Genomic DNA, 19,748 nt, shown 5'->3' with positions numbered 1-19,748 from the left:
ACCGGCCGGCCGGAAGCGTGAAGCGCGCCATCGCACCCGGCCCCGATGTCGGCGGAGCGTATCATGATGACGGCCCTGATCCGGGTCACACGATCTCAGGCCACCGCCGGACGCCGCACCGCACTGGTGGCTGCCGTGGTCGCGCTGGGGCTCGCCGGCTGCAACACCCGCTCTCCCGAGACCACCGGCTCGATCGGTCCCCTCGGAGCCCCCTCCACGGCCCCCTCCGCGGCCCCCGCGCGGCAGGACATCGACCGGCTGGCGGAGCGGTTCAACGCCGAGCCCACCGACGGCCGCACGGCGATCGCCTATGCCCGCGCCCTGCGGTCGACCGATCAGATCAACCAAGCCGCAGCGGTCCTGCAGCAGGCCGCCCTGCGCAACCCGCGCGACAAGGCCCTGCTCGGCGCCTACGGCAAGTCGCTGGTCGAGGCTGGCCGCTTCCGCGAGGCGATCGACGTGCTCGCCAACGCGCACACGCCCGCGAACCCCGACTGGCGCATCCTGTCGGCCCAGGGCTCGGCCTCCGCTCAGCTCGGCGAGCAGACCCGGGCACAGGGCTTCTACGAGGCCGCGCTCAAGATCCGGCCTAATGAGCCCTCGCTCCTGTCCAATCTCGGCCTGTCCTACGCGCTGTCGCGCAATCTCGATCTCGCCGAGCAGACCCTGCGGCTCGCCGCCGACCAACCCGGCGCCGATGCGCGGGTGCGGGCGAACCTCGCCATGGTCCTGGGCCTCAAGGGCCGCTTCGCCGATGCCGAGACCGTCCTGCGCCGCGACATGAGCCCCGGGGAGGCGGCCACGAATGTCGCTTCCCTTCGCAGGCTCGCGGCCCAGCCGAATCGGTCCAAGGCGCTGTCCGGCGCGGGTGCCCCCGGGCAGGGGTGACGCGAGCGCGGGGCTCCGGTGCTCAGCCGCGCCGAGGCCCGTGACCGACAGCCATCCCGTCGCTCCGGGCTCGCCTTCGGCATCCCGGACCGCCGATACACCGTGACGTTGGACTGGCCCGTCCCATGCGCGACGACGGCCGGCGCGCCACGCCGCGCGGCCGCACGCCCGGGCTCGACAGGAAAACGCACCTGTCATCGCGACCCGGTAGCGGCCAGATTCGAAAAGTTCTATATCCCTCCCTGGCTGCGCCGCGCGGCTTCACGGGCGTCCAAATCGCCCCCGCGCATCGTCTCCTACCCGGGCGCTCCCGGGGCGGCGCGCGCCCGTCGGGCGCTACACAGGCCGAACACAGACTTCGTAGCGCAGGTTTTGCCTGCGCGTGTTCGACAACCCGCAGCGAGGATAGAACCAGCCGTGCCCTCACTCGACAGCTTCAAGGCCCGCCAGACGCTCGAAGCCGGCGGCAAGACCTACACGTACTATTCGATCCCCCAGGCCGAGAAGAACGGCCTCGCCTCGGCAGCCGCGCTGCCCTTCTCCATGAAAGTGATCTTGGAGAACCTGCTGCGCTACGAGGATGACCGCTCGGTCAAGAAGGCCGATATCGCGGCCGCCGTCGCCTGGCTCGACCAGAAGGGCAAGGCCGAGGTCGAGATCGCGTTCCGCCCCGCCCGCGTGCTGATGCAGGACTTCACCGGCGTGCCGGCGGTGGTCGACCTCGCCGCCATGCGCGACGCCATGGTGGCGCTCGGTGGCGACCCGCAGAAGATCAACCCGCTTGTGCCGGTGGATCTCGTCATCGACCACTCGGTGATCGTCGACGAGTTTGGCACGCCGAAGGCGCTCGCCGACAACGTCGCCCTGGAATACTCGCGAAACGGCGAGCGCTACACCTTCCTGAAGTGGGGCCAGTCGGCCTTCGACAACTTCTCCGTCGTGCCGCCCGGCACCGGCATCTGCCACCAGGTGAACCTGGAATACCTGTCGCAGACCGTCTGGACGAAGGCAGAGGACGGGTCCGAGGTGGCCTATCCCGATTCGCTTGTCGGCACCGATTCGCACACCACCATGGTCAACGGCATGGCCGTGCTCGGCTGGGGCGTCGGCGGCATCGAGGCCGAGGCCGCCATGCTCGGCCAGCCGCTCTCGATGCTGATCCCCGAGGTCGTGGGCTTCAGGCTGGCTGGCAAGCTGCCCGAGGGCACCACCGCCACCGACCTCGTGCTCACCGTCACCCAGATGCTGCGCAAGAAGGGCGTGGTCGGCAAGTTCGTGGAGTTCTACGGCCCCGGCCTCGACGACATGGCGGTGGCCGACCGGGCCACGATCTCCAACATGGCCCCCGAGTACGGCGCGACCTGCGGCTTCTTCCCCGTCGACCAGAAGACCATCGACTTCCTGAAGGTCACCGGCCGCTCCGACGACCGGATCGCCCTGGTCGAGGCCTACGCGAAGGCGCAGGGCATGTGGCGCGACGCCAGCACGCCCGACCCGGTCTTCACCGACACGCTGGAACTCGACATGGGCGAGGTCCGGCCGTCGCTCGCCGGGCCGAAGCGCCCGCAGGACCGCGTGCTCCTCGACGGTGCGAAGCCCGGCTTCGCCGCCTCGATGGAGACCGAGTTCAAGAAGGCCGCCGACATCGCGCGCCGCTACCCGGTCGAGGGCACGAACTTCGACCTCGGGCACGGCGACGTGGTGATCGCCGCGATCACGAGCTGCACCAACACGTCGAACCCCTCGGTGATGATCGGCGCGGGCCTGCTCGCCCGCAACGCCGTCGCCAAGGGCCTGCGCTCCAAGCCGTGGGTGAAGACCTCGCTGGCCCCCGGTTCGCAGGTGGTTGGCGAGTACCTGGAGAAGTCCGGCCTGCAGGACCCCCTCGACGCGCTCGGCTTCAACCTCGTGGGCTTCGGCTGCACCACCTGCATCGGCAATTCCGGCCCGTTGCCGGAGGCGATTTCCAAGGCGATCAACGACAACGACATCGTCGCCGCGGCGGTCCTCTCGGGTAACCGCAACTTCGAGGGGCGCGTGAACCCCGACGTGCGGGCGAACTACCTCGCCTCGCCGCCGCTGGTGGTCGCCTACGCGCTGGCCGGCTCGATGCAGATCGACATCACGACCGAGCCGCTCGGCCTGGGCTCCGATGGCAAGCCGGTCTACCTGAAGGACATCTGGCCGTCCTCGGCCGAGGTGCAGCAGTTCATCGAGGAGAACATCACCTCGGCGCTGTTCAAGTCGCGCTACGCCGACGTGTTCGGCGGCGACCAGAACTGGAAGGATGTCGAGGTCACCGAGGCCGAGACCTTCGCGTGGAACCCGGGCTCCACCTACGTGCAGAACCCGCCCTACTTCGTCGGCATGGAGAAGACCCCGAAGCCGGTGGAGGACATCGCGGACGCCCGCATCCTCGGCCTATTCCTCGACTCGATCACCACCGACCACATCTCGCCGGCGGGCAACATCCGCGCGGCCTCGCCGGCCGGCGAGTACCTGCAGTCGCACCAAGTGCGCGTGCAGGACTTCAACCAGTACGGCACGCGGCGCGGCAACCACGAGGTGATGATGCGGGGCACCTTCGCCAACATCCGCATCAAGAACCAGATGGTGAAGGACGCCTCCGGCGGCGTGGTCGAGGGCGGGTGGACCCACTTCCAGCCGTCCGGCGAGAAGATGTTCATCTACGACGCGGCGCAGAAATACGCCGCGCAGGGCACCCCGCTGGTGATCTTCGCCGGCAAGGAATACGGCACCGGCTCGTCGCGCGACTGGGCGGCCAAGGGCACGAAGCTGCTCGGCGTCCGCGCCGTGGTGGCCGAGAGCTTCGAGCGCATCCACCGCTCGAACCTCGTCGGCATGGGCGTGGTGCCGCTGGTCTTCCAGGGCGACACGAGCTGGCAGTCGCTGGGCCTGAAGGGTGACGAAACCGTCACCATCAAGGGTCTCGCCGGCGAGCTGAAGCCCCGCCAGACGCTGACCGCGGAGATCAAGTCCGCCGACGGCACGGTGAAGCAGGTCCCGCTGACCTGCCGGATCGATACCCTCGACGAGCTGGAATACTTCCGCAACGGCGGCATCCTTCCGTACGTGCTGCGCTCGCTGGCGGCCTGATCCCCTGGGGCGGCCTTCGGGCCGCCATCGGGTTCTACGAGGCGGCGCCCACCGGGCGCCGCCTTATTTGTTACTCACGGCCTGTGTTTCGCTTGCGCACAACCTTGTTTTGCGCGCGGCAAGCCCCATAACCCGGCTCTCGAAGCCAGGATGGGACCTCGATGAAGCACCTCAGCAAGACCCTCGTCGCCGCTGGCCTGACGGCCCTTCTGTCGAGCGCCGCCTACGCCGCCCAGGTCGAGCGCGTCCGCGGCACCATCGACAAGGCCGACGGCACCACGCTCACGATCAAGACCGACGACGGCAAGACCGAGACCGTGGATGTCGGCGGCGCCAAGTTCGCCTGGGTGGTCCCGTCGAGCCTCGATGCGATCAAGGACGGCGTCTTCATCGGCACCGCCACCAAGGGCGAGAACCCCATGACCGCCCTGGAGGTGGTCCTCTTCCCCGAGTCGATGCGCGGGACCGGCGAGGGCCATTACGGCTGGGATTCGATCACCGACCAGACCGCAGGCGCCGGCGCCAAGGTCAAGAGCGCAATGACCAACGGCACCGTGAAGGTCGAATCGTCGAACGCCCCGAAGGTGAAGAGCGCCATGACGAACGGCACCGTGAAAGCCGACAAGGCCGCCGCGGGTGGCGAGCGCACCCTCACGGTGAGCTACGGCAAGGACGGGTCCAAGGAGATCGTGGTGCCGGCTTCGGCGCCGATCGTCGCCTTCGAACCCGCCGACAAGGCGATCCTCGCGCCGGGCTCCAAGGTCTTCGCGGTGGTCGCCAAGGACGGCGCCAAGGCCGAGGGCAAACTGGTGGCGGTGGGCAAGGACGGCCTGACCCCTCCGATGTAAGGCAGGGCGGCCCGTCCGGCGGGCTCCGTCGGGCGGGCCGATCGCCTCGGGGGCGCTGTCGAAGCGGATCGCTAGGCGGCGTAGGGCAGCCTCACTGATCCACGATGAAGAAGTTCGCCTGCGCCCGCATCACGAGCTTGCCGGTCTTGTCATAGGCGTGGGCCGTATACTCGTTCACGCCGGTCGCCTCGCCTTCGTCCTGCAGGATCGCGATCAGGGCTCTGCGAAGCAGAACCCGCAGGGCATGGAGATCAGGCAGTTCGGTCCCTTCCGCGTCGATGACTTCGACGTGGTTTGCCGTATCGATGAAATAGCGTGGCATTGCGGCTCCCGCAGATGAGGGCGGGGCGCGTTCGCTCTGAGGCCCTGCGACGCAGACTACGGTGCCGGGGAGGGCGCCGGACGCCTTGATCTGTCTCAACGGGCATCGCCGTGGACGGAGAGACGGTGGACCCCGCGCGGATACATGATCGGTCGCGTCCGGCTTCCCGGGTGCTGGGATCGCGGCGCGTCGTGCCCGGGCACGGATCCACTGCGACTCAGTGCCGATGTGCGGCCTGATTTCGGGGTTGACGCATACACGTCGACCCCGATTGGATTAAAATTGCCGTCTCAGCGTATAGCGCGCTGGTGCCCTGCACACAGATCGCGCATTCTCCCGCCGCGCGCGGCCCATGAACGAGGCTGCCGTGGAGGAGTCGATGATGAGTGCTGGCGTTGCGGGCGCGATCGCGCCTGATGGGACACCAAATTTTCTGTCGCGTGAGCGGATCGTCGCCAAGCCGGGCTTCAACCGGTGGCTGGTCCCGCCGGCGGCGCTTGCGATCCATCTCTGCATCGGCATGGCCTATGGCCTCTCGGTGTTCTGGCTGCCGCTGACCCGGGCGCTCTCCGTGGGCAAGCCGACGCCCGCCGCCTGCCCCGACATGGGCGTGATGACGGCCCTTTTCACCACAAGTTGCGATTGGCGCGTCAGCGACCTCGTGACGGTCTTTTCGATCGGCATCGTCGTGCTCGGGCTCTCGGCCGCACTGTTCGGCGGCTGGCTGGAGCGCGCGGGTCCGCGCAAGGCGGGCATCGTGGCCGCCCTGTGCTGGGGTGGCGGCTTCCTGATCGGCGCGCTGGGTGTCTACGTCCATCAGCTCTGGCTGGTCTGGCTCGGCATGGGCCTGATCGGCGGAATCGGGCTGGGCCTTGGCTACATTTCGCCGGTATCGACGCTGATCAAGTGGTTCCCCGACCGCCGCGGCATGGCCACCGGCATGGCGATCATGGGGTTCGGCGGGGGTGCCATGATCGGCTCGCCGCTGGCCGACAGCCTGATCAAGAGCTTCCGGACCGCGGACTCGGCCGGCGTCTGGCAGACGCTCGCCGTCATGGGCATCGGCTACATCCTGTTCATGCTGGGTGGTGCCTTCGGCTACCGGGTGCCCCCGGCCGGCTGGCGCCCGGACGGGTGGACCGCGCCCGCGTCCAAGAACGCCATGATCGCATCGGGGCACGTCCATCTGCGCGACGCGCACAAGACCTCCCAGTTCTGGATGATCTGGCTCGTCCTGTTCCTCAACGTGTCGGCCGGCATCGGCGTGCTGGCCCTGGCCTCGCCGATGCTCCAGGAGATCTTCGGCGGCGAGCTGATCGGCCTGCCGGGCACAAGCTTCTCCACCCTCGACGCCGGCCAGAAGGCGCAGGTCGCGGCCATCGCGGCGGGCTTCGTCGGACTGCTCTCCCTGTTCAACATCCTGGGCCGGTTCTTCTGGGCTTCGATGTCGGACCGCATCGGGCGGAAGGGCACCTACGCGATCTTCTTCGCGCTGGGCGGCCTCCTGTACGCGGCGGCGCCCTGGGCCGCCGGCATCGGCTCGCAGGCTTTGTTCGTCGCCATCTTCTGCGTGATCCTGTCGATGTATGGCGGCGGCTTCGCGACGGTTCCGGCCTACCTCGCCGACGTGTTCGGCACGCAGTTCGTGGGCGCCATCCACGGCCGCCTGCTCACCGCGTGGTCGATGGCGGGCATCGTCGGACCCTTCGTCATCACCAAGATCCGCGAGGCGCAGGTCGCAGCCGGCGTGCAGGGGGCGGACCTCTACGGCCGGACCATGTACGTGCTCGCGAGCTTCCTGGCGGTCGGGTTCATCTGCAACCTGCTGGTCCGGCCGTTGGCGCAGCGCTGGTTCATGTCCGATTCCGAGCGCGCCTCCCTCGACGTCCGCACGGGCGCGACGGCCGACGGACCGTCCGGGTCGTTCGGGATCGGACGCGGCGGCTTCAGCCTCGGCGCGGCCCTGGCCTGGGCGGTGGTCGGCATTCCGATCGTCTGGGGCATCGGCATCACCCTGTCGAAGGCGTTCATCCTGTTCCGGTGAGTGCCGGGAGCCCTCGGTTGTGGCCGGCACGGCGGGTCGCTAGGGTTCCGGCGCCTCGCCGTGCCGGGACGCCTCCGTCGTGATCGACAAGCTGGACTTCCTGCTCGCGCTCGCCCGCGAGCAGCATTTCGGGCACGCCGCGGAATCCTGCGGGGTGACCCAGCAGACCCTCTCGGCCGGCGTGAAGCAGCTGGAGAACCGGTTCGGCGTGCAACTCGTGCTGCGCGGCTCCCGCTTCCAGGGCTTCACCCCCGAGGGCGAGCGGGTCCTGGAATGGGCGCGGCGCATCGTGGCCGATGCCCGGGCCATGCACGAGGAAGTCACCGGCCTGCGCCGGGGCCTGACCGGGCACCTGCGCATCGCCGCGATCCCCACGGCCCTGCCGATGATCGTGAACCTCACGACCCCCTACCGCGAGCGGCATCCGGACGTGCGGCTCACGGTCGAATCAGCCACCTCGGCCGACATCTTCTCGCTGATCGAGAACCTCGAGGCGGATGCCGGCCTGACCTACCTGGACAACGAGCCGCTCGGGCGGGTGGTCTCCGTGCCGCTCTATCGGGAGCGCTATCGTCTCGTCACGGCGATCGGCGGCCCATTCGACGGCCGGGCGAGCGTCACCTGGGCGGAGACCGGCAGCCTGCCGCTGTGCCTGCTCACCCCGAACATGCAGAACCGGCGGATCATCGACCAGCAGATCCGGGAATCTGGTGCGGATCCCGCCGCGACCCTCGAGTCGAACTCGATGATCGTGCTGTTGACCCACGTGCGCACCCTGCGCTGGGCCTCGATCATGCCCGAGATCCTGGTCGATGCGCTGGGACCGATGGAGGGCGTGCGCACGATCCCGATCACCGCCCCGGACCTGGAGCACACGATCGGCCTCGTCGCCCCGCGGCGTGAGCCGTCAACGCCGATGGTGACCGCCCTCGTGGCCATCGCGCGATCCCTGGCGCGGACGCTCGATCCGGACCTTCCAGCGCCCGCCTGACCGCGCAAGCCGCCGTCGTCGCCGACCAACGGGGGCGTTTCCCCGTGCGGGGCGCGGCGGGATTCCCGCACTCGGCGGCCCTCCGCCCGCAGGAGGGCGCCCCAAAGAAAGAAGCCGCCCCGTCCCCGGAGCGGCTTCACATGAACGGTCGGGCCGGGATGCGGCCCGGCGTCTTACTTGATCTTCGTCTCCTTGAACTCGACGTGCTTGCGCGCGACCGGGTCGTACTTGCGCATCGACAGCTTCTCGGTCTGCGTCCGGGAGTTCTTCTTGGTGACGTAGAAGTAGCCGGTGTCGGCGGTGGAGATGAGCTTGATCTTGACGGTGACGGCCTTGGCCATGGCGCGGCGCTCCTGCAGGGTGCGGCATTCCGCGTGAGCGAAACGCAAATGGCCGGGAAGGCCCGGCCGAATACGGGCGGGTGAATGCCCGATCGGGCTCGGCAGGTCAAGAGTGGCGGGGCACCCACTCCGTGGCAGCCAGCCATCCGGCGAAGGCCAGAAACAGGGCGAGGAGCGCCAGCGCGAAGCCGTGCGGCGGCGCGAGGTCGAGGCCACCGCCGATCACCGGCGGACCCAGCATCAGCCCGACATTGTAGAGCACCACGAAGGCCGCGTTGGCGCCAGCGAGATCGTTTGCCGGCGTGCGGTCCCCGAGCATCGCCAGCCCGACCGTGTAGAGGGTGCCGGCGATCCCGCCCCACACCAGGAGCAGGAGGCCGAACGCGATGGGACTGCCCGCCGCCAGGGGGATCAGGGCCGAACCCGCCGCACCCGCGAGTCCGGCGCCGAGCAGCACGGCGCTGCGGTCGAGCCGGTCTGCGAGCCAGCCGAACGGGATCTGGAACAGCACGTTGCCCAGCGCGATCAGGCTGACGAGGCCGGCCGCTCCTTGCGCGTCGTAGCCGAGGCGCAGGCCGTAGAGCGGCAGGATTGCGAAGATGCCGGTCTCCACCGCACCATAGGCGAGGGCCGCCGCCAGGGCGCCTGGAGCGAGCCGCACGTAGCCGAGGATACTCCGGCCCGAGCCCGTCTCGATCGTTGGCGACAGCCCGCGGGCCAGCAGGATCGGCAGGCCGCCGGCCAGCATCAGGACGGCCCCGGTTGCGTAGGGCGCCGGCCCCTCGGTCCCGACCAGCGCCAGCAGCAGGGGGCCGACCGCGAACCCCGCCGCCAGGACGGTGGCGTAGATGCCCATCACGAGGCCGCGACGCTCGGGGGGCGCGGCCGCGTTGATCCAGTATTCGGACAGGACGAACAGCGCGCCGAGGGTCGCCGAGAAGACGAAGCGCAGGGGAAACCACAGGGCAATGCCCGGCAGGAGCGGGAACAGCGCCAGGCTGACCGCCCCGACGAGGAGCGCCAGGCCCAGCAGCGGCGCAACGCCGATCCGCGCCGCGAGCCGCGGCACGAACGGCACCGTGCAGATGCTGGCGATGCCGGCCACCGCCGTGTTGAGCCCGATCAGCGTACTCGACGCGCCGCGCCGCTCCAGCTCGATCGAGAGGAGCGGGATCGAGAGGCTCAGCCCTATGCCGACGACGGTGACGCAGGTCACGGCCGCCGAGATCGCCGCCACATCTTCCGATCGGATCCCCCGCCGCGCCTCCCGTGCCAGCTTTTCCGGGTGGCTCACAAGGCTACCCGCTCCCGGCGGCCGTAGCGTTCGTAGTGGAAGGGGATCATCCGATGCGGCGCGAAATCGACGGTGATCTGCGCCTCCAGGTCATCGAGGATCGCCCGGGTTATGTAAGGCAGGTCGAGCTTGCGCGCGGCATCGAGGCGGACCCAGGCGAGTTCGGTGAACTCGGCGTCGACGCTGATCCGCCCCGGCTCCTCGGCCGCCACCATCCGGTGGTCGACCGCGAAGAAGCGCGTGTCGAAGCGGCGCACGCGCTTGGGCGGGGTGATTGCCCGGGCCACGAGGTGCAGGGCCTCGAGATCCGGAAGGACGCCGTGGCGGCCAAAGCCCTCCCAACCCTCCGGGGTGCCCTCGGGGGCGCCGTGCTCGGTCGTGCCGAGCAGCAGGCCGGTCTCCTCGTAGGTCTCGCGGATGGCGGCGAGGGCCAGTGCGCGGCCGAGATGATGCGGCGGGCGGGAGACCTGCCGGGTCAGGGCCGCCTCCGCGTAGTCGGGGAGCGCCCCGGCCACCGGCATGTGGCGGTCGCCGAGTTCGATCCGGCCGCCCGGAAAGACGAACTTCCCCGGCATGAAGGCGAGGTTCGGGTTGCGCCGGCCCATCAGGACCTTGGGGCCGCCCTTTCCGCGCCGGTCGATCACGATCATGGTCGCGGCGTCCCGCGGGCGCAGGCGCGCCGCGGCGGGCTTCCCCTCAGGACCGGTCGCGATCTGTGGCTCCGGCTGCGGCAAGGCGGGTCTCCTCCAGCCCCGGGACGGGGCGGCTCCGCGGTAGCGTGGCGAAGCCGTGCATGCCAAGGGCGTATTGCAGGCCGACGACGGCGCCCTTGACCGGCTGGAGCAGGACAAGGGCGAAGAGGAGCGTGAAGACCGGCCAGACGCCCATCTCCACCCAGAGGGGCACCTCGTAGGCGCTCTCGGTCTCCAGGATCAGGTACCCGACGATGTGGGCGACGATGAAGATGACCACGTAGGGCGGCAGGTCGTCGGCCCTGTGGTGGTGCAGCTCCAGGCCGCAGGCCTCGCAGTCGGGCCGGACCTTGAGGAAGCGGCCGAAGATCCGCCCCTGTCCGCAATGGGGACAGCGGCCGATGAAGCCGCGGGCCAGCGCGGGGATCAGGCGAGTGCGGGCCGGGAGCGCGTCGGCGGTCATGGGAGGGGTGTACATCGGCCCGGTCAGCGGCGCGAGCCGCGATGGCGCGACCCGGTGTTGCGGATTCCGGCGGGGCGGCCGGGCGGCGCGGACTTGAACGGTCGAGCGCCGGGCTTCTGCCCCGGGCCGGCCTTCCGGGCGCCCGACCGGGAGCGGCCCTCGCTGAGCAGCTCGAAGCGCAGCGCGCCGGCGATCGGCGCGGCTTCCACGAGCCGCACCTCGACCCGGTCGCCGAGGCGGAACGTCTCCCCGCTTCGCTCGCCGACCAGGGCGTGGCGGCCTTCCTCGTGGCGGAAATAGTCGGCGCCGAGCTGCGAAACGGGCACGAACCCGTCGGCGCCGGTCTCGTCGAGCTTGATGAACAGCCCGGCGCGGGTCACCCCCGCGATCTGACCCTCGAAGGTGGCGCCGACCTGATCGGCGAGGTGGTGGGCGATCAGCCGGTCGATGGTCTCGCGCTCGGCCGCCATGGCGCGGCGCTCGGCGGCCGAGATCTGCTCGCCGATCTGGGCGAGCTCACCCGCGGAGATCGCGACGGCCAGACCGTCGGAGCCGAGCCGGCAGGCGGTGATCAGCGCCCGGTGGACGACGAGGTCGGCGTAGCGCCGGATCGGCGAGGTGAAGTGCGCGTAGCGGCGCAGGTTCAGGCCGAAATGGCCGAGGTTCTCGGCGGCGTAGACCGCCTGGGCCTGGCTGCGCAGGATGACCTCGTTGAGGAAGACGCCGTGCTCGGTCTCGGCCGCCATGGCCAGGATCCGGTTGAACAGGGCGGGGCGCAGCGCGCCGTCCTTCGGCAGCTTGATGCCCACCGAAGCCAGAACCTCGCCGAGCGCCCGCATCTTCTCCTGAGCCGGCTCGTCGTGGACGCGGTAGATCAGCGGCTGCCGGGCGTGCTCCAGGGTCTCGGCGGCGGCCACGTTCGCCTGGATCATGAACTCCTCGATGAGCCGATGGGCATAGAGGCGCTGGGGCACGATCACCCGGTCGACCGCACCGTCGGGGCTGAGCAGGACCTTGCGCTCGGGCAGATCGAGGGCGAGCGGCCCGCGGCGGTCCCGGGCCTCCCGCAGGGCCGCGTACGCGGCCCAGAGCGGGCGGAGCGCCGTGTCCAGCAGCGGCCCGGTCGCAGAGTCCGGCTGTCCGTCGATCGCGCCCTGCGCCTGCGCGTAGGCGAGCTTGGCGCGGGACCGCATCATCACCCGGTGGAAGCTGTGGCGGCGCTTCTCGCCATCGGCGGCGATGACCATGCGCACCGCGAGCGCCGGCCGGTCCTCGCCCTCGCGGAGCGAGCAGAGGTCGTTCGAGATCCGCTCGGGCAGCATCGGCACGACCCGGTCGGGGAAGTAGACGGAATTGCCCCGCTCAAGCGCCTCGCGGTCGAGGCTCGAGCCCGCCCGCACGTAGGCGGCGACGTCGGCGATGGCGACGGTGAGGATGAAGCCGCCCGGATTGGCCGGATCGGGATCGGCCTCGGCCATGACGGCGTCGTCGTGGTCCTTGGCGTCCGGCGGGTCGATGGTCAGGAGCGGCCGGTCGCGCCAATCCTCCCGGCCCGTCAGGGGCGCGGGCTCGGCGGCGTCGGCTTCCGCCAGGGTCGCATCCGAGAAGACGTGCGGAATGTTGTGCAGGTGGAGCGCGATCAGGCTCACCGCCTTCTCGGAGCCGAGGGAGCCCAGACGCTCCCGGACGCGTCCCCGCGGCAGCCCGAACCGCGTCTCACGTTCCAAGGTGACGCTGACGAGGTCGCCGTCGCGGGCCTGCCCCTCCTCGCCGGGCGGGATCATGATCTCGCGGCCCTGCGAGCGCTTCTCCACCGGCGCGATCCGGCCACCCTGCGCGCCGGCGCGGTAAACCCCGATCACCTCGGCCTTGTTCTTGCCGATGACCTTAACGACGCGGCCCGCATAGCCGCCCTCCGCGTCGCGCTCGACGCGGAGCAGGACGCGATCGCCAATGCCCGGCGCCGGCCGGTTGCCCTTGCGAGGGCCGCGCGGCTGGGTCAGCACGATGGAGGGTGGCTTCCCGGCCCCGCCCCATTCCACCGGCACGGCCAGGAAATCGCCATGGCGGTCCCGCGAGCGGATGTCGGCCAGAACCACGGGCGGCAGGTGGCCCGCCGGGGCGAGTCCGCCGCGGCCGCGGTCGAGGTCGCCGTCCGCCTCGATCTCCTTGAGGACGCGCTTGAGGTCGATCTTGGCGGCCCCCGTGATGCCGAAGGCCTTGGCGATCTCCCGCTTGCCGACGCGCTCCTTCGACTCGGCGACGAAGGCGAGGATCTGCTCGCGGGTAGGGAGGGGCGGAGGAGCCGCGGGCTCGGCCGCCGGAGCGGTGGTGCGTCGTGCCAAAAGGTGGGTGCCAGACAATTCTGCGGAGGAAGAGCCCGCGTGCGGGCCGAGAATCGGACGGACGATCCTGCGATCCCAAGATGGGTGTCCGGGCGGCCCGCGGCAACGCCGCGCCGTCCGTCCTCAACAGGCGCGATCCGTCCGTGTCTATAACCGTGGAGGCGACCTTCCGGATCAGTTCGGCCGCCATGTCAGTCTCGAAGCCGGGTGCACGGATCGCCTCCAGGCCGAGCCGACAGGCGCGCCGGCTTGCCCGGTCCACCTGCCCGTCGAGCGTCCCGCGCCGGCCGGTGTGGCAAGGGGATGCCGGCGGGCGCAGGGAGACGCGCGACAGAACGGCCGATCTTCCTTCGCGATCTGCCGGGTGTAGAAGGCACGGATGATCCCGGTCCTGACCCGCCGAACCGAGGCCGTGCCGCTCTACGAAGCGGCCTGCGCCGAGCTGCGCCTGCGCGGCTTCGAGGGCGACCTGACGCTCTCGGACGCCGACCGCACGGTCTTCGCCACCGACAACTCGATCTACCAGGTGGAACCGGGGGCCGTGGCCTTCCCGCGGACCCGCGACGACCTCGTGCGCATCGCCAAATTGCTGGACGACCCGCGCTTCGCCGCGATCGTGATCCGTCCGCGGGGCGGGGCCACGGGCACCAACGGCCAGTCGCTCGGCCACGGCCTCGTGGTCGACACCTCGCGGCACATGAACCGCATCCTGGAGATCGACGCCGCCAACCGGAGTGTCCGGGTCGAGCCGGGGGTGGTGAAGGACCAGCTCAACCGGGAACTCGCCAAGCACGGCCTGTTCTTCGCGCCGGAACTCTCCACCTCGAACCGCGCCACGATCGGCGGCATGATCTCCACCGATGCCTGCGGGCAGGGCTCGTGCCTCTACGGCAAGACCCGGGACCACGTCCTGGCCCTGACCTGCGTGCTCACCGACGGCACGGTCTGGACCGCCGAGCCCCTGGACGAGGCGGGGCTGAGCGCCGCCAAGGGGCGCAACGACCGCGTCGGCGCGATCCACCGCACCGTCGATACGGTCGTCACCGAGAACGCGGCGCTGATCGCCGCGCGCTTCCCCAGGCTCAACCGCTGCCTGACCGGCTACGACCTTGCGCATCTCCGCGACGCGGAGGGGCGCTTCGACCTCAAAAGCGTCCTCTGCGGCTCGGAGGGGACGCTGGCGCTGATCGCCGAGGCGCGGCTCAACGTGCTGCCGATCCCCAAGGCCGCGGTTCTGGTGGCGCTGTCCTACGTCGATTTCGACGCGGCCTTGCGCGACGCGCAGGCGCTCCTGCCGTTCGGCGCCGCCTCGGTGGAGACGATCGACTCCACGGTGCTGGCGCTCGCCCGCAGGGATCCGATCTGGGCCGAGGTGCAGGCCTTCTTCCCCGACGATCCGGCCGGGCGGCCGGTGGACGGCATCAATCTCGTGGAGTTCGTGGGCGACGACGCCGCGTCCGTCGAGGCCGTCCTCGGGCGGCTCATCGCCATGCTGGAGGCCGAGCGCGGCCCGGACACCAAGCGCCTCGCCTTCACCGTCGCCCGGGGTGCGGCGATCGAGAAACTCTGGACCATGCGCAAGAAGGCGGTGGGCCTCCTCGGGGCCGCCAAGGGCGACGCGCGACCAATCCCCTTCGTGGAGGACACGGCGGTCCCGCCGGAACGGCTCGCCGACTTCATCGCGGAGTTCCGGGCGCTCCTCGACGGCAAGGGGCTGCGCTACGGCATGTTCGGCCACGTCGATGCCGGCGTCCTGCACGTCCGGCCGGCGATCGACCTGAAGGATCCCGCCCAGAACGGCCTGATCCGCGAGGTCACGGAGGGCGTGGTGGCGCTCACCGCCAAGTATGGTGGCCTGCTCTGGGGCGAGCACGGCAAGGGATTCCGCTCCGAATTCGTGCCCCGGACCTTCGGCCCGCTGATGCCGGCCCTGGAGGCCGTCAAGCGCGCCTTCGATCCGGGCGACCGGATGAACCCCGGCAAGATCGCTTCGGCGACGGGTGAGGCGCTGACCCCGATCGACGGTGTGCCGCGCCGGGGCGAGCAGGACCGCACCATCCCGGCGCCGGTCCGCCGGGATTTCGACGAGGCCCTCCATTGCAACGGCAACGGCGCCTGCTTCAGCTTCGATGTGGACGAGGCCATGTGCCCGTCCTGGAAGGTGACCCGCGAGCGCCGGCACTCGCCGAAGGGCCGGGCGTCGCTGATGCGCGAGTGGCTGCGCCGCGCGGCGTCGGACGGCGTCGATCCGACCGCCGAACTGGCGCGGCAGCGGGCCGGGTGGCTCCGCGACCTGGCCGCTACCCTATGGGGCACGATCCGGCGGCGATCCGAGGCGGGCGACTTCTCCCACGCGGTGAAGGAGGCGATGGATGGCTGCCTCGCCTGCAAGTCCTGCACGGGCGCCTGCCCGATCAAGGTCGACGTCCCGAGCTTCCGGGCGAAGTTCCTGGCGCTCTACCACACGCGCTACGCCCGGCCCCTGAAGGACCACCTCGTAGCGGCGCTGGAACCGCTCCTGCCGCTGGCCGCCCGGGCGCCGCGCCTGAGCAACGGCCTCCTGATCAATCCGGTGGTGCGCCTGCTGCTCGCCAGGGCCGGACTGGTCGCGATCCCGACCCTGTCGCCCGTCGCCCTCTCGGCGCGGCTGGCGGATCTCGGCGTCGCCGTCGCGACTCCCGAGGCGCTCGCCCGGCTGGACCCCGGCGATCGGGAGAAGGCGGTTCTGGTGGTGCAGGACGCCTTCACCAGCCATTTCGACGCGGAGGTCGTGGCCGACGCCTGCGCGCTGCTGGCCGCCCTCGGCTTCAAGCCCTGGCTCGTGCCCTATCGCCCGAACGGCAAGCCGCTGCACGTGCACGGGTTCCTGGCCCGGTTCGCCGCCGTTGCCCGGTCCAACGCCGGGATGCTGTCGGAACTGGCGCGCCAGGGCGTGCCCCTCGTCGGGATCGATCCGTCGATGACGCTGACCTACAGGTCCGAATACGCGCAGGCGCTGGGAGGCGGTGACCTGCCCAAGGTCCATCTGCTCCAGGAATGGCTCGCCGCGCAGCTCGACCGGATCCCACCCCGGCAAGGTGGCGGGACGCTGCAGCTCTTGCCCCACTGCACCGAGCGCACCAACGCGCCGGGCGCGGTCCGCGACTGGCAGGCCCTGTTCGCCCATCTGGGCCTGCGGCTCGAGGTGCCGGCGGCCGGCTGCTGCGGCATGGCCGGAACCTATGGCCACGAGGCGCGCCACCGGGCCACGTCGGAGGCGATCTACGGGCTGAGCTGGGCGCGCCTCGTGGCCGAGGCGCCCGGCTGCACCCTGCTGGCGGACGGCTATTCCTGCCGCTGCCAAGCCAAGCTCGTCGACGGCGTGCGCCTGCGCCACCCSGCCCAGGCGCTCCTCGATCATGTCCGCAGCAGCGCCGTCGGCGCAGCCCCGTTCCATCCCGAGCGCGCCGCGGCTTCGGCGCGATGAGCAGCGGTACCGCCATGAACGTCGCTGTCGTCGGAGCCGGCGCGGTCGGCTGCTATTACGGGTTCCTCCTGGCCAAGGCTGGCCACCCGGTGACGCTGATCGGCCGTCCCGCCCTGGTCGAGGCGGTACGGTCGGACGGTCTCGTGCTGGAGAGCGCGGGCGGGACGGACGCGGTGCCGGTGCGGGCGACGACGGAGGGCGAGGGGGTCACCCGGGCCGAGCTCGTGCTCGTCTGCGTGAAGTCCGGCGACACCGAGGCGGTCGGCGCGATGATCGCGCCGCATCTCGCCGCCGCCGCCACGATCCTCAGCCTCCAGAACGGCGTCGACAATGCCGAACGGCTCGCCGCAGTGCTCGGCCGGCCGGTGGTGCCGGTGGCGGTCTACGTCGCCACCGCGATGACCGGGCCGGGCCGCGTCCGGCACAACGGGCGGGGCGACCTGATCCTCGGCGCCTCGGAGACGAGTGCGGCCATCGCCGCCGCGTTCACGGCGGCCGGGATCCCGACGACGGTCTCGGAGCGCGCCGTCGACGCCCTCTGGGCGAAGCTGATCATGAACTGCGCCTACAATGCCCTGTCGGCCCTGACGCAGCTTCCCTACGGCCGGCTGGTCCAGGGCGAGGGCGTCGTCGCATCCATGACCGACGTGGTGCGGGAATGCGGCGCCGTCGCCAGAGCCGCGGATGTGCGGGTGGCGCCCGACATCTTCGACAGCGTCATGGCGCTCAGCGTCGCCATGGCCGACCAGCGCTCGTCCACCGCCCAGGACCTGGCCAGGGGCCGGCCCAGCGAGATCGACCATCTCAACGGCTACGTCGTGCGCAAGGGCGCGGAACTCGGCGTCCCGACGCCGGCCAACCGGATGCTGCACACGCTGGTCAAGCTCGCCGAGCGGGACGGCTAGATCGCCCTGGGTGGCTCGGGACGACGGCGCGGCTGTGCCCTTGCCGGCCAATCCGTCTCACGCCCGCGCCGCGGCATTCGCCTTCCGGGTCGCAGCGGCCTTCCTGGCGGAGGCGGATCGCTCCGCAGCCGTCCGGCCTTCAGACGCCTCGCCACCGCTCGCGCCACCCTTGTGGGCGGCCGGATGACCGGTAGACTTGCCCCGGCCCGAGCCGCCCGGCTTCTTGCCGCCGCCGTCGTCCTTGTTGACCGTGGCCCAAGCGCGGGCCTCGGCTTCTTTTTCCGGCACGCCGCGGGACTCGTAGGATTCCGCGATATGCTCCGCCTTGCGCTTCTGCTTGTCGGTGTACTTCGACTTGTCGCCCTGGGACATCGGCCGTCTCCCGAAGGTCAGCCCACCCCGGTCGGACCGTCGAGGATGGCCCGCACGCGTCGGACCAGCTCCGTGCGCCGGTAGGGCTTGTTCAGGAGATCAAACTCCGAGCCGCCGATATCGGTTCGCTCCAGGCTCGCCTCCGCGTAGCCGGTGGCGAGCAGGACCTTGAGCTTGGGCTGGCGGCTGCGCGCTTCGCGGGCCAGCAGCACGCCGTTCATGCCCCCGGGCATGATGAGGTCGGTGAACAGCAGATCGATGCGCTCGCTCGAATCCAGGATCTCCAGGGCCTCGCGGGCATTGCCGGCCACGAGCGTCGTGTAGCCGAAGTCCCGCAGGATGGTCCGGGCGAGTTCGGCCACGTCCTCGCGATCGTCGACGATCAGGATCGTCTCGGTGCCCTGCCGGTCCACGGACCGCAGCGCGACCTTCGGGGGCGTGTTCACGTCGCCGTCGGTCGCCGGGAACGACAGGCGCACCGTCGTGCCCGCGCCCACCGTCGAGTCGATCTGCGCGGCACCGCCCGACTGCTTGGCGAAGCCGTAGACCATCGACAGGCCCAGCCCGGTGCCCTTGCCCTCCTCCTTGGTGGTGAAGAACGGGTCCATCACCCGGGCGAGCACGGCCGGCGGGATGCCGGTCCCCGTATCCTTGATGGCGATGCTGACGTACCGGCCATCGCGCAGCGGCCCGATCTCCCGGCCGCGGGCGGCGATCTCGCTGTTCTCCGTGGAGATCCGCACGGTGCCGCCCTCCGGCATCGCGTCGCGGGCGTTGATCAGGACGTTCAGGATCGCGACCTCGGCCTGGGTGGGGTCGACGCGGCAGTTCCAGAGATCCTCCGCGAGATCGAGTTCGATCTTCACGGCCTCGCCGACGGAGCGGGCGACCATCTCGCCCATCCCCTCGATCAGCGTGTTGAGGTTGACCGCGCGGCCGTCCAGCCGCTGCTTGCGGGCGAAGGCCAGCAGCTGCTGGGTCAGGGTCGTCGCGCGCTCGGCGGCCTGGCGGATGTTCTCGGCGGCCCGCCCCAGCCGGGCGCGGTCGGCGTCGGGCTTCTCGAGGCCGGCGGCCAGGATGTCGACGTAGCCGACGATCACCTGAAGCAGATTGTTGAAATCGTGCGCGATGCCGCCGGTCAGCTGGCCGAGCGCCTCCATCTTCTGGGCTTGGCCCAAGGCCTCCTCGGCGTCGCGGCGGCGCGAGACGTCGAGTTGCGAGGCGAAAAAGTACACGAGTTCCCCGTCGGCATTGTAGACCGGGGAGACGAACAGGGCGTTCCAGAAGGTCGAACCGTTCTTGCGGTAGTTCAGGATCTCGGTGGCGAATTCCCGTTTCTCGGCGATCGCCGCGCGGACCTGGGCGATGCTCTCGCGGTCGGTTTCCGGCCCCTGCAGGAATCGGCAGTTGCGTCCGATCAGCTCCTCCGGCGTGTAGCCGGTCATCGCCAGGAAGGCCCGGTTGGCGAAGATGATCGGGTTGTCGGGCTGGCGCGGATCGGTGACGATCATCGGCATGCGCGTCGTCTCGACGGCCGCGAAGAAGATGTCGCTCCTGCGGTCGCTCAAGTCGCTCGGTGCGCTGTCCCTGATCGGAGGGCTCGGCCCGGCGGGGGATGTTTCTGGAGTCTCAGACATGAGAGTCGGTCGTTACCCCCCGG

General features: G+C 70.5%; 15 protein-coding genes. 7 read left to right on the top strand and 8 right to left on the bottom strand.

What is annotated here, in order from left to right; all coding sequences use genetic code 11:
• Nucleotides 1–66: 66 nt before the first annotated feature.
• The 3 genes from ACXJKQ_RS02010 (at nucleotide 67) to ACXJKQ_RS02000 (ending at nucleotide 4,853) form a co-directional block, all read left to right on the top strand.
• Nucleotides 67–888 carry a tetratricopeptide repeat protein gene (locus ACXJKQ_RS02010; protein WP_457104236.1) on the top strand — a complete coding sequence of 274 codons (822 nt, stop codon included), beginning with the start codon at nucleotides 67–69 and terminating at the stop codon, nucleotides 886–888.
• A 417-nt stretch (nucleotides 889–1,305) separates the two neighbouring features.
• Nucleotides 1,306–4,005 (top strand): aconitate hydratase AcnA, encoded by a 2,700-nt coding sequence (acnA, locus tag ACXJKQ_RS02005; protein ID WP_457104096.1) that lies wholly within the window; start codon nucleotides 1,306–1,308, stop codon nucleotides 4,003–4,005.
• 161 nt (nucleotides 4,006–4,166) lie between these two features.
• Nucleotides 4,167–4,853, top strand: coding sequence for a metal ABC transporter permease (locus tag ACXJKQ_RS02000; RefSeq protein WP_457104095.1), 687 nt, complete (start codon nucleotides 4,167–4,169; stop codon nucleotides 4,851–4,853).
• A 91-nt stretch (nucleotides 4,854–4,944) separates the two neighbouring features.
• Here ACXJKQ_RS02000 and ACXJKQ_RS01995 read toward each other — a convergent pair whose 3' ends face one another.
• Entirely contained in the window at nucleotides 4,945–5,175 is a 231-nt protein-coding gene (locus ACXJKQ_RS01995; protein WP_457104094.1) for a DUF6894 family protein, read from the bottom strand.
• Nucleotides 5,176–5,557: 382 nt separating this feature from the next.
• On the opposite strand from ACXJKQ_RS01995, the gene ACXJKQ_RS01990 reads away from it, so the two are divergent.
• Both ACXJKQ_RS01990 and ACXJKQ_RS01985 read left to right on the top strand, forming a co-directional pair.
• The gene (locus ACXJKQ_RS01990; protein ID WP_457104235.1) at nucleotides 5,558–7,219 is read left to right on the top strand and encodes an OFA family MFS transporter; all 1,662 of its coding nucleotides are present in this window, start codon (nucleotides 5,558–5,560) and stop codon (nucleotides 7,217–7,219) included.
• A gap of 79 nt (nucleotides 7,220–7,298) precedes the next feature.
• The gene (locus tag ACXJKQ_RS01985; protein ID WP_457104093.1) at nucleotides 7,299–8,210 is read left to right on the top strand and encodes a LysR family transcriptional regulator; all 912 of its coding nucleotides are present in this window, start codon (nucleotides 7,299–7,301) and stop codon (nucleotides 8,208–8,210) included.
• Nucleotides 8,211–8,383: 173 nt separating this feature from the next.
• Here the strand turns inward: ACXJKQ_RS01985 and rpmG are convergent, their stop codons facing one another.
• From rpmG to rnr, 5 genes are all read right to left on the bottom strand, one after another.
• Nucleotides 8,384–8,551 carry a 50S ribosomal protein L33 gene (rpmG, locus tag ACXJKQ_RS01980; protein ID WP_091717349.1) on the bottom strand — a complete coding sequence of 56 codons (168 nt, stop codon included), beginning with the start codon at nucleotides 8,549–8,551 and terminating at the stop codon, nucleotides 8,384–8,386.
• Nucleotides 8,552–8,657: 106 nt separating this feature from the next.
• Nucleotides 8,658–9,845: an MFS transporter gene (locus ACXJKQ_RS01975; protein ID WP_457104092.1), complete on the bottom strand. Its 1,188-nt coding sequence runs from the start codon at nucleotides 9,843–9,845 to the stop codon at nucleotides 8,658–8,660.
• Nucleotides 9,842–10,579, bottom strand: a complete 738-nt coding sequence (locus ACXJKQ_RS01970; protein ID WP_457104091.1) for an NUDIX hydrolase — start codon at nucleotides 10,577–10,579, stop codon at nucleotides 9,842–9,844. The genes ACXJKQ_RS01975 and ACXJKQ_RS01970 overlap by 4 nt, the downstream gene beginning before the upstream one ends.
• Complete coding sequence (locus ACXJKQ_RS01965) at nucleotides 10,542–11,000, bottom strand: DUF983 domain-containing protein (RefSeq protein ID WP_457104234.1); 459 nt, start codon at nucleotides 10,998–11,000, stop codon at nucleotides 10,542–10,544. The genes ACXJKQ_RS01970 and ACXJKQ_RS01965 overlap by 38 nt, the downstream gene beginning before the upstream one ends.
• Before the next feature lie 23 nt (nucleotides 11,001–11,023).
• Nucleotides 11,024–13,345 carry a ribonuclease R gene (rnr, locus tag ACXJKQ_RS01960; RefSeq protein ID WP_457104090.1) on the bottom strand — a complete coding sequence of 774 codons (2,322 nt, stop codon included), beginning with the start codon at nucleotides 13,343–13,345 and terminating at the stop codon, nucleotides 11,024–11,026.
• A gap of 379 nt (nucleotides 13,346–13,724) precedes the next feature.
• On the opposite strand from rnr, the gene ydiJ reads away from it, so the two are divergent.
• A complete protein-coding gene (gene ydiJ, locus ACXJKQ_RS01955) occupies nucleotides 13,725–16,811 on the top strand; it encodes a D-2-hydroxyglutarate dehydrogenase YdiJ (RefSeq protein WP_457104089.1) in 3,087 nt (1,028 codons plus the stop codon).
• A 14-nt stretch (nucleotides 16,812–16,825) separates the two neighbouring features.
• The gene (locus tag ACXJKQ_RS01950; protein WP_457104233.1) at nucleotides 16,826–17,716 is read left to right on the top strand and encodes a ketopantoate reductase family protein; all 891 of its coding nucleotides are present in this window, start codon (nucleotides 16,826–16,828) and stop codon (nucleotides 17,714–17,716) included.
• Nucleotides 17,717–17,773: 57 nt separating this feature from the next.
• Here the strand turns inward: ACXJKQ_RS01950 and ACXJKQ_RS01945 are convergent, their stop codons facing one another.
• Together ACXJKQ_RS01945 and ACXJKQ_RS01940 are read right to left on the bottom strand one after the other, a co-directional pair.
• Nucleotides 17,774–18,088 (bottom strand): plasmid stabilization protein, encoded by a 315-nt coding sequence (locus ACXJKQ_RS01945; protein WP_457104088.1) that lies wholly within the window; start codon nucleotides 18,086–18,088, stop codon nucleotides 17,774–17,776.
• Between the two features lie 17 nt (nucleotides 18,089–18,105).
• Complete coding sequence (locus ACXJKQ_RS01940; RefSeq protein ID WP_457104087.1) at nucleotides 18,106–19,725, bottom strand: hybrid sensor histidine kinase/response regulator; 1,620 nt, start codon at nucleotides 19,723–19,725, stop codon at nucleotides 18,106–18,108.
• Nucleotides 19,726–19,748: the final 23 nt, after the last annotated feature.

The sequence above is a fragment of the Methylobacterium sp. P5_C11 genome, assembly GCF_054049775.1.
The sequence above is the reverse complement of the archived record's forward strand: the minus strand, read 5'-3'. Positions and strand labels throughout refer to the sequence as shown.

Coding starts and splice junctions, on each gene's coding strand:
- ACXJKQ_RS01965 (WP_457104234.1), bottom strand. CDS start 11,000: ATGACCGCCGACGCGCTCCCGGCCCGCACTCGCCTGATCCCCGCGCTG.
- ACXJKQ_RS02000 (WP_457104095.1), top strand. CDS start 4,167: ATGAAGCACCTCAGCAAGACCCTCGTCGCCGCTGGCCTGACGGCCCTT.
- ACXJKQ_RS02010 (WP_457104236.1), top strand. CDS start 67: ATGACGGCCCTGATCCGGGTCACACGATCTCAGGCCACCGCCGGACGC.
- rpmG (WP_091717349.1), bottom strand. CDS start 8,551: ATGGCCAAGGCCGTCACCGTCAAGATCAAGCTCATCTCCACCGCCGAC.
- ACXJKQ_RS01940 (WP_457104087.1), bottom strand. CDS start 19,725: ATGTCTGAGACTCCAGAAACATCCCCCGCCGGGCCGAGCCCTCCGATC.
- ACXJKQ_RS01945 (WP_457104088.1), bottom strand. CDS start 18,088: ATGTCCCAGGGCGACAAGTCGAAGTACACCGACAAGCAGAAGCGCAAG.
- ACXJKQ_RS01995 (WP_457104094.1), bottom strand. CDS start 5,175: ATGCCACGCTATTTCATCGATACGGCAAACCACGTCGAAGTCATCGAC.
- ACXJKQ_RS01950 (WP_457104233.1), top strand. CDS start 16,826: ATGAACGTCGCTGTCGTCGGAGCCGGCGCGGTCGGCTGCTATTACGGG.
- ACXJKQ_RS01990 (WP_457104235.1), top strand. CDS start 5,558: ATGAGTGCTGGCGTTGCGGGCGCGATCGCGCCTGATGGGACACCAAAT.